The sequence below is a fragment of the Terriglobales bacterium genome (assembly GCA_035691485.1).
Lineage (GTDB): Bacteria > Acidobacteriota > Terriglobia > Terriglobales > Acidobacteriaceae > JAIQGF01.
In genome coordinates this window covers 1-9,505 of the sequence record DASSIZ010000127.1, presented here as the reverse complement: position 1 = coordinate 9,505, position 9,505 = coordinate 1, and the positions used below count along the sequence as shown (strand labels likewise).

At 61.5% G+C, this 9,505-nt stretch carries 9 protein-coding genes; 4 read left to right on the top strand and 5 right to left on the bottom strand.

Annotated elements, in window-relative coordinates; all coding sequences use genetic code 11:
* Nucleotides 1-385 precede the first annotated feature (385 nt).
* From VFI82_16350 to VFI82_16340, 3 genes are read right to left on the bottom strand one after another with little or no spacing between them, the layout of a single operon-like run.
* Complete coding sequence (locus VFI82_16350; protein HET7186257.1) at nucleotides 386-2,545, bottom strand: HlyD family efflux transporter periplasmic adaptor subunit; 2,160 nt, start codon at nucleotides 2,543-2,545, stop codon at nucleotides 386-388.
* Nucleotides 2,542-3,438 (bottom strand): efflux RND transporter periplasmic adaptor subunit, encoded by an 897-nt coding sequence (locus VFI82_16345; protein HET7186256.1) that lies wholly within the window; start codon nucleotides 3,436-3,438, stop codon nucleotides 2,542-2,544. Before VFI82_16345 ends, VFI82_16350 begins: the two co-directional genes overlap by 4 nt.
* A 58-nt stretch (nucleotides 3,439-3,496) precedes the next feature.
* A complete protein-coding gene (locus VFI82_16340; protein ID HET7186255.1) occupies nucleotides 3,497-5,881 on the bottom strand; it encodes an efflux RND transporter periplasmic adaptor subunit in 2,385 nt (794 codons plus the stop codon).
* A gap of 210 nt (nucleotides 5,882-6,091) precedes the next feature.
* Here VFI82_16340 and VFI82_16335 point away from each other — a divergent pair, with 210 nt between their 5' ends.
* The gene (locus VFI82_16335) at nucleotides 6,092-6,454 is read left to right on the top strand and encodes an STAS domain-containing protein (protein ID HET7186254.1); all 363 of its coding nucleotides are present in this window, start codon (nucleotides 6,092-6,094) and stop codon (nucleotides 6,452-6,454) included.
* A 22-nt stretch (nucleotides 6,455-6,476) separates the two neighbouring features.
* Here VFI82_16335 and VFI82_16330 read toward each other — a convergent pair whose 3' ends face one another.
* Nucleotides 6,477-6,704, bottom strand: a complete 228-nt coding sequence (locus VFI82_16330; GenBank protein ID HET7186253.1) for a hypothetical protein — start codon at nucleotides 6,702-6,704, stop codon at nucleotides 6,477-6,479.
* A 122-nt stretch (nucleotides 6,705-6,826) separates the two neighbouring features.
* Between VFI82_16330 and VFI82_16325 the strand changes: the two genes are divergently transcribed.
* The 3 genes from VFI82_16325 to VFI82_16315 all read left to right on the top strand — a co-directional run bounded on the left by VFI82_16325 (nucleotide 6,827) and on the right by VFI82_16315 (nucleotide 9,136).
* Entirely contained in the window at nucleotides 6,827-7,723 is an 897-nt protein-coding gene (locus tag VFI82_16325) for a tetratricopeptide repeat protein (GenBank protein ID HET7186252.1), read from the top strand.
* A 69-nt stretch (nucleotides 7,724-7,792) separates the two neighbouring features.
* Complete coding sequence (locus tag VFI82_16320) at nucleotides 7,793-8,344, top strand: hypothetical protein (GenBank protein HET7186251.1); 552 nt, start codon at nucleotides 7,793-7,795, stop codon at nucleotides 8,342-8,344.
* 165 nt (nucleotides 8,345-8,509) lie between these two features.
* On the top strand, nucleotides 8,510-9,136 hold the full coding sequence (locus VFI82_16315; protein ID HET7186250.1) for a hypothetical protein: 627 nt from the start codon (nucleotides 8,510-8,512) through the stop codon (nucleotides 9,134-9,136).
* A gap of 106 nt (nucleotides 9,137-9,242) precedes the next feature.
* On the opposite strand, the gene VFI82_16310 is transcribed toward VFI82_16315, so the two are convergent.
* A partial coding sequence (locus VFI82_16310) for a hypothetical protein (protein HET7186249.1) occupies nucleotides 9,243-9,505 on the bottom strand: 263 nt, incomplete at its 5' end.

Sequence of the window (9,505 nt, the reverse complement as noted above, 5' to 3'; positions counted from 1 at the left end):
TAGGCCCGGCCGGCTCCGTAGGCCCGGCTGGCTCCGTAGGCCCGGCCGGCTCCGTAGGCCCGGCCGGCTCCGTAGGCCCGGCCGGCTCCATCGGCCCGGCTGGTTCCGTCGGCCCGGCTGGCTCCGTCGGCCCGGCTGGCTCCATCGGCCCGGCTGGCTCCCTCGGCCCGGCTGGCTCCCTCGGCCCGGCTGGCTCCGTAGGCCCGGCCGGCTCCGTAGGCCCGGCTGGCTCCATCGGCCCGGCTGGTTCCATCGGTCCGGCTGGCACGATTGGCCCGGTTGCCACTGGCGGCAACTAGGGTCCGCAAACAACCAAAGCTCCAATGAGAAAGCGGGCTGCATCGAAGATGCAGCCCGCGCTGTTTGCGCGAGTGAGGTGCTGGCGCTACCACAGACGGCGCGCTATAGCGGTTGTCAATGGGTCAAGCCAAACCGCAAACACACTTCTACGCGCGCCATGGATTTTCGCTGTTCCCGTCATGCCATCCAGATATCGTCCGTCGGGATTCTTGACTTCCACCGTTACGACGAAGAACTCAGGAGCTTTTGTTCCTTTGTAGTCAGGCGTGGGCATGAGCCCTGCATCGGGCTGCCGCGAGGTCGGTGAAATCGAGAGCACGGTCCCGTTAACGCCCATCCATGCGCTGTCCATGCGCAGCACGGTATCGTGAATGCGTAGCAGTTTCTTCATTTCGTTCTCGGGCACGAAGATGCGCGCCCGCACCGTCGAAACATCGGCAACCTCCGCAATTTCGTCGCCTGCACTGAGCCTCGCTCCCAGCAGGTCATGGAGCCGCGGCGTGATCACGGTTCCGGCGAACGGACTGACGATTGTCAGCTGCTGTTCTCGATTCTTCGCGCTGGCGAGGACAATCTTCGCTTGGCGCAGTTTCTGATCCGCGGCTGCCATGTCGGCATACTGGAGCTGCGCATTGAATGCTCCAGCTTCTGCCGTACGGTATTGCGCCGCAGCCAGCGCCGTTTGCCCCTGGATTCCCAGGTCCCGCAGCCGCGCAACTGGGCTGCCCGCTTCCACGTGCTCGCCTTCCCTCACGTCGATGTCGATCACTCGACCGGGCACTTGCGCCCGTATTACGGCGCGCTGTGCCGGTTCGAGCACGAAACGCTCTTGCACGGTCTCGCGGCGCAGCGGCAACAGACCTAAAACCAGCAGCCCTGCTGCGGCGGCCAGGATCGGTCTGCGCCGCGCACGCAACAGTTCTTTCTTGTCCACGTAAACGTCTTTCATAAACTTCCCCAGTTTCTTGATGCGACTCTTGAAGGTGAGCAGCGCCAGCGCCCCCGCAGGCACGAACGCCCACTGCGCAGTGTAGTAGTAGACGATGTGGTACAGGACTTTCACAAAGAACAGCAGCATCAAATAGCTGTAAGCGCCAGACAGCACCGCGTAAACTGAGTAGCTGATGGCGCGCCCGCGGTTGAGCGGTTGCACCGTCCCCGGCAACCGGAAAATCCGCGCGCGGATCCACGACACCAGCCACTGCGTCGCCACGACTTTTACGTCTTTGATGCCGAGGTACTCCGACATCATGATGTAGCCGTCCAGTTTTGCCAGCGGATTCCAATTCACAATCACGCAGAAGATGCCGCCGGAGAGGATAACCAGGTACGCCGCTTGGTGCAGGAGCGTGCCGGGCGGAGTCAACCACCAAACCACCGAGGCATACGTGCACATTACGATTTCCGACCAAACACCGAAAAACACGGTGATAATCCGTTCCCACCGGCCCCCATACACCCAGGCTTCGGAGATGTCGCAGAAGGCGCACGGGGCCAGGTACACCAGCATCGCGCCCATGCGGTGTACTTCTCCGCCAAAGTGTTTGCAGGTCAGCCCGTGCCAGGTCTCGTGAATCGATCCCAGGACCAGGAACGTCCCGAAGAAAAGCAGCACGTGACCGATCCCGTGGCCGGTCAGCTGGTAGAACTGAACGCTGTCGCTCCACACCTCCTGCCAGTGCGAACCCAGGATGATGCCGCAGACCAGCAGCATGAACAGCGACCAGTAGGAGAACCATCGCGAATAAATCCACGCGAAGTGCCGGTGCACCCAAGTGAGGTACTTGTCCGGGTCGAAACTCCACAGGATGACCATCGATAGGTCCCCTGCGACGCTGGGATCCTTCTGTTTCAGTTTGAGCTTGCGCTCATGCATGAGGTGATGACATAGCGCCACGCTCTCCTCTTGCGGCGTGCGATACCAGAACTGCCAATCTTCCAACATCTCGGCAAAGGCAGTCACGTCCTCGGTCGTGAGTTGCACGCCTAGCTGTGACGCCGCCACTTGTGCCACCTGCGCCGGGGTGCGCTGTCCATCGAACAGCATGGCAACCCGGTATTGCAGTTCAGTTACGCGGAAATAACAAGGTGGACGGCGGCCCGGGATCAGCATGACAAAGATCTTGCCGTCACGTTCCTGATGTTCGCGAACAACCAGTCGCGGGTGCGGACGCGGCAGTGCCTGCCGCTGTGACAACGCCGGTACTTCCTCCGCCGATTCTTCCAGGACTCGAGCCAGGTTCATTGTGGCTTCACGTTGATGTTCACAGTCATGCCGGGGCGCAGTTCCTTCGGCGGTCCCACCACCTGCGCCTGCAATTCAACAGTGCCGCTAGCCGGATCCACCACCGGACTTACCAGGGTCACCTTGGCCGCGTGCTCCTCGCCCTTTTCAAATGCTACCGATACCTGCACCACATCGCCTACCCTGACCCTGTTCACGAATTCCTGCGGCAGCGTGAACTTCACGTTCAGCGGCTCCGTCGCCGTCACCCAGAAGAGACGATCGTTGAGGGTCACGCGCTGGCCCACCCTGACATAGCGTCGCGCCACGACACCATCGAAGGGCGCCAAGATGCGCGTCTTCTCCAGTTCCAATGCCATGGCTTTCGCCTGTTGTTGTGCTTCCTTGGTGGTCTGCGCCTCTCTCTCGGCTTGTTGCTTTGCTCCCTCGAGCCTGAAACGCGCGTGCTCCAGTTGCTGCTGTGTGATCAGCTTGTACTTGTACATTTCCTCGTCGCGGGCCAGGTCGGTTGCTACCAACTGGATCTGGGTCCGCCAATTCTTCGCGTCTTCGGCCGCCGCGAGCGCTTTGGCAGTGGCTGCATCGTGCTGCGCCATCAGTTGGCGGTTATCCAACTCCGCCAACAGCTGCCCTTTGCGGACGCGCGTACCGACATCGGCCAGGATTTTCGCCACGACGCCTTCCCGCTGTGCCGCCAAGTCCAACTGGTTCTCGACCACCAGCGGCCCGGAAGCCTGGAACCCTTCGGAGCGCACAAGCTTGGGCGCCGGCGCGGCCGCCGGCAACGGAGCCGCCGCCGCAGCCCTGACCACAGTCGCGCGATCGCCGCTGCAACCCATGGCGATGACCGCCAGCACTAATCCAAACGCAAGCCATAACCAGGAACGCTTCACAACGCCTCCAAAACTCCACGAAAAGTCACAACCGAACGTGAAACTGAAATGTGTTTACTCACCATCCGAACCAGCCCCACAATTTCGTCCACAGCCACATCCCAAAGCCGCGAAAGACCACGTAGCCCGACGGCCTCCAGCCCACGCTCACCTTGGTGAGCCCCGACATGCCCGGCCGGATGAGGCCTTGCTGGTTGGGAATATCTACACGCGCGAAGAACACGCGCTTGTCTTCCTGCGCCTTGCTGACCGGGCTAATGATCTCCACGTGTCCGTGGAACCGGCGCAGCGGAAAACTGTCCAGCTTCACCGTGGCTGTCTGGCCGGACCGCAGCAGCGGGAGGTCGGTTTCATCGATCGCAACGTCCATCGTGGCATGCGAGGTGTTGATCACATTGGCGAAAGTTTCCCCAACCGCCAGCTTGGTGCCGGCCAGAGTGTCGACTTGCGGCGTTGCTACGACACCATCGATCGGGGAGCGTAGCTTCGTTCTTTCCAGGCGTTCGCGGGCGCGCGTGGTCTCCGCCTCCCAGTAATCGGCCTGCACGCGCTGTATGCCGGCCTCGGTGCCATCGTTGGCAGCCAGGGCGCGATTCATCGCCGCCTGTGCCGTTGCCCGCTTGGCTTCCGCCGCCGCTAGCGCCGCCCGGTGATCCCAGTCGTTCATGTCGGCCAGTACCGCGCCCTTGGCCACCTGGTCGCCTTCATGCACGTAAACGTTGCGCACGACGCCGTCGACTTCCGCCTGCACGTTGGAACTGCTGTGCGGCGACACGGTCGCGTCCCCTGCGACTCGCATCGGCAATGGCACGAAAAGAAGGAACAGCACGGCAGCGGCGGCCAGCGCCAGGGTTGCGCCTTTCCGTTGCCTCTCCATCGCCATGAATTGACGTTTTTTGTGAAGAATCGGCTCCAGCACGCCGATCAGCGGGACTTCCTCGTATAGCGAAGCGTTGCGCAGTGCGACCGTCGCCTGCGACGCCACCACGTTGATGAACTCGAACTGTGCCTCGCCCAGGAAATCGGGATTGGTGCTTTCAAAAACCAGCACTCCAAGCCGGCCCTGGTCATCGGCCAGCGGTACCGAATACCATGCCCGGACATTGCTTTCACGGAAGTAGTTCAGGAATTTCTGCTGCGTCTCCTCGCGGTCGGCTTCGACAGTGTCTCCACGCGCGACGACGTAGAGAGGCTTGTCGTATTGCGAGGCAAATTCCAGCGCTTCGCGCAGGAGCCGAATTTGCGGATCGGTATTGACGATCTCCAGCATTCCCGACACAGCCTTGAGCTGCAGCCGGCCCTTTCTTTCCATCGCCACCGCCGCGCGGTCGTAGGTCATGATCCGCTGCGGGCCGTTGACCACCACCTGCAGCACGCGCTCCAGGTTCAGAGTGGAGGTGATCTCGTGGCTGATTGAGACCAGGGTTTCCAGAATCTCGATCTTCTTCTCCGCCTCCAGCAGGCTGGCGTTGTGCAGCGCGCCCGAGGCGGTTTGCGTCATCATGGTCAGGAAGAAGAGGTCGTCCTCGTCAAAGGCGGCCCCGTTGTCCTTGTTGACGCACTCCAGTACCGCCACCAGCGACTCTTCGTAGACCACCGGCGCGGCCATGAGGCCAACGATTCTGCCAGCTTGCAAGTCTCCGTTGCGCTGCGCCAGGCGCGGATCGTTGGGATCCGCGACCAACACCGGTTCCCCCGCGTCGCCCATCTGGGCAATGATGGGACCGGCGGCACCGTCCAGCGCCACGGTCTCGTCTTCGCCGTCGCGGGCCATCAGCACCAGGTCTTCGTCCTGCACCATGTAGAGATTCACCGCCTGGCAGCTGAGCAATTCCCGGACTTTGGCGCAGATCGTGGGCATCAGTTCGTTGATCTGCAGGGTGGAGTTGAACACTTTTTCGACGTCATACAACTGCGTGAGACGGGTGATCGAGTCGAGGTTGCTGTTGCGCTCATTCTCGTAGGCCAGCGCAGTGGCCAGCGCCAGGGCGGACAAATCCGTCAATTGCTCCAGCGCTGCAATGTCATCTTTGTTCAACAGCTGCCCGAAACCGATGGCTTCAATCGCCCCCACCAGCAGCTCGTCGAGCAGGATGGGCACATACGCCACCGATGCAACTGTTCGCCGCACATCGAGGTGCGCATAGTGCTCCCGCGCAAGGGAAGTGCCGGAATACAACAGCGGCTCGCGGGTTTCCGCCAGGCGGGCCAGCGTCGCGGCGTCGGAAGATTCTTCCGCCGACACGTCGCCGACGGTTCCTTTCACCGACCAGGCCGGGCTGGCATCTTCGTTGTACAGGTAAACCTGGATGGCGCAACCCGGCAACAGCGCCGCTGCCTCCTGCGCGATCACCTGCGCACGAGGCGCGACCTCGCGCTCCGCCAGCAATAAACCGGCGAAGTCGCTTTCCGGGATGAAAGGAGCGGGCCTTTGCGTCGCCATGGAGCGACTCCTTGAATTTTACGATTTCCCCTACCAGCTCCGCTGGGATGCGCGAGCGACAGGCTTGCAAATCTGGGCGAACTACTTTAACGTTCTGCGGACTGTAACAAAGCCTATCCCGCAGTGTCAACGAATCGCGCTACCATGGCGCGGTCTGGCAGCTTAGCCGAAAGGGTTAGAATCTAGTGTTGGGGCCTGGAGGGGGTTTTCGTGGACATCGACGTTCGCAAGTTCGGCAAGGTATACAGCATCCGGCTCAAAGGACAATTGAAGCTGGGAGAAGCCGTGGATGAGCTGCGCTCCGCCTTGGAGGGCATAGTGGCCGAGTCCAGCTATTTCGTGGTACTGAACATGACCGAGGTGCCGATGGCCGACTCCAGCGGTGTCGGCGTGCTGGTCCGCTACCAGTCTTCTCTCAAGCAGAAGGGCGGCGCGCTGAAGCTGGTCAATCCTTCCAAGCTGGTCTCGCAAACCCTGAAAATTTTGGGCTTGCTGAACGTTTTCGAGGTCTTCCAGGATGAAAACGCGGCGGTGCAATCGTTCAGCTCCGAGACCGCCGCGACTGCGACCTAGGAATCCCCACTCTCGGCGCCATTCACGCTACGGATTTGAAATCAAGGGCCGTTTCGCGGCCTCTGGACACGATCGTCAGGGCCAGCGGGATGGTGGTGAGTCCTCCGAACAATGCCAGTCCTATGCCAGCGGCTTTGCGCTGATCATTGTTCAAACGGGTCGAGAGTAAGAGGCCGATCCCGATCCCAAGCGCCACCCGGGTGCCGGCAACCAGGAGAATTTCCGCGAGCGAAAGTTTTCGTTCCAGCATGGTTCGTCTCCTTCGCTGTTTGGATGCGTTCCGCACTGAGCACGAGAGCACCATTGATGAGGCATTACTGCCGTGCTCAAAAATTTGCGTTTCGCTTGACGCACCGCGATAATCTCGCTCGCATGAAAAACCTACGACTGATTGCCACGCTTCTTCTCTGCGGCGCCGCCGCCCTGGCGCAAACCAGTAATGACGACCTGATCAAGCAGGCGCGCAAGCTCAACAGCGAAGGCCACCAGGACCAGGCACTCGCGCTCTACCAGCAGGTGCTGAAGGCCGATCCGAATTCCTACCAGGCCAATTTGGGAGCGGGCGCGGTGCTCGATCTCGACGGCAAGTACGATGAGGCACGCCGTTACCTTGCCAAGGCGCTCGAAGTCGCACCGCCCGAGTCCAAGACACAGGCTTCGCGCAACATGGCGTTTTCCTACGCGTTCGAGGGCAAAGCCGCCGAGGCTGCGAAATACGAACAACCGTTGTACGACGACGACATCGCCAAGGAAAATTTCGCCGGCGCCGGCGAAGTTGCCAACGAGCTGGCGCGTATTTACCTGGAGTCTGGCGACCTCGAAAACGCCCAGTCGTGGTACGCAAAAGGACACCAGGCCGGGCTGAAACAGAAAGACACCAAGCCCGCCGGCATAGACTTGTGGAATTTCCGCTGGGAGCACGCGCAGGCGCGCATCGCTGCCCGCCGGGGCAATCGCGCCGAAGCGCAAAAGCATGTCGCGGCCGCAAAGGCGATCCTCGACAAGGGCACCAACCCCGAGCAGGCGCCGTTTTTCCCCTACCTGGAGGGCTACGTGGCCTACTATCTCGGCGACAGCAAGGCTGCGATCGCGAGCCTGCAGAAGGCGGACCAGCGCGATCCGTTCATTCTGGTGCTGCTGGCGCAAGCCTACGAAAAATCAGGCGAAAAAGAGCAAGCCATCGAGTATTACAAGAAGGTCCTGCAGGTGAATGGTCACAATCCGACGAATGCCTTCGCGCGCCCGATTGCGAAGAAAAAGTTGTCGTGAAGGCGAGCCACTAAGTGACTAGCCACTACCCACTGCCTTCCCGCATCCAAGCAGTTCAGGAGCGAATGCATGGAAGGAATCGTTGGGGTGTTCAATTCGCGCGCTGAAGCCGCCAAGGCGCTGGGCGAGCTGGGTCACAAGATCAGGGCGGACGCAGTCATCTTGCTGACGCCGGAATCTTCACCCGAAGAGGTTGCACAATTGCCGACCACCGAGGCGGAGCGGCCCGGCGTCGGCAAGGCGATCACCACCGTGGTCGGCGCCGCCATCGGTTCCGGCGCCGGACTGGGGATAGGAACAGCCGCCGCGTCGCTGGCCGTTCCCGGGGTTGGAACCATTTTCGCCATCGGTCTAGGCGCAGCTGCCGCGCTCGGGTTAACCGGCGCTGCCATCGGCGCGAAGCTCGGCAAAGATGAAGAAGCTTTTCTGGATACCGGCGTGCCGCGCGACGATATCGCCTGCTACCGCGTTCTTTTGCGCCAAGGCCGCTCGCTGGTCATCGCGGAAACCGATTCCGGCGGACTGATCGACGAGCTCCGAGACATCATGCTGAGGAACGGCGGACAGCGCTTCGAGGACGTGCGCCGCGAGCTGCAGGGCGGCTGCGAAAGCGCGGCTTAGCAGGCTGCCCGATCGGACCCAGGTCGGCGACGAATGTCGACCCGTTCATCCCAAAAACCCGCTCCAGGGCTGGATTCGGCTTATAATGGGTTTATGCGGCGGATGCTCACAGCCGCGCTTCTTATCGCAATCAGCGCAGTACCCTTGTACGCGCAACGCCGCGCTATGGCTCCTTCGCGCGGGGCTGTCTCGGTAGGCGTTCGACCCAGCGGCAGAGTCATCATCCGCGGCGGAGTCGGCTTCGGACACAACCCCGGCTTCGGCGTGTTCTTCAACTCGCGACCGTTCCATCGCCGCTTTTTCCGCCCGCATTTTCCCTACGCCTACCCGTACTCGATCTACCCTTATTACCCCTACGGACTGCAGAGCGACTTCGTGTACAGCAACATGTACGCGCAGCCGTCGTACGCCAGCGATCAGGCGGCTTACATGGCGCAGCACGATACGGGATTGCAAAACGACCTGTATCGCCTGCAAGCCGAACTCGACGAGATCAAGCAGCAGCAGGCGGCGCAGCGGTCATACGCGTCGGCCGCGCCACCGGAGCCACCGCGTCCCATGGCTTCTACCCGAGGGCAGGAAGGCCCAGCAACAGTGCTGGTCTACCGCGACGGGCGCAAGGCGGAGGTCCGCAATTATGCGATTGTGGGACAGACGCTGTGGATTTTTTCCGAGGAGCGCGCGCGCAAGGTACCTCTAGCCGAGCTCGACCTGGACGCCACGCGCAACACGAACGAGGAGCGTGGCGTGGAGTTTTCGCCCCACGCGCCGCCGCCTACGTCAAACCGCTGAGCTTCAGACAGTGTGACTGGCGCCGGGCACGAGGTGCGGGTGAAACAGGCCCCAGCCCAGGATCCACGACCCGCAGAGCAATCTTTAGCTATTCAGAGTCAGGCGGTTATAGGTCCGAATGCAGGATCGACGGAGCCACGATCGTGTGCTCGGCACCGCACAGCGGGCAGGTAAGAAGCCACTCCTGCTCGGGAGTGCGCGCATCGCACGTGATCGTGCGCTCGTGCCCTTTGGGACATTCGGTCAGGTCGGTAATCCGCTTCGAATGGCCAATGAGAGGAATTGGTATCCACATGGGCAAGTTGTATCGCGAAGCCGAGGGACGGCCAATATCCCGAAGGTACGGTGGACCGGGGAGCACGGGGCATG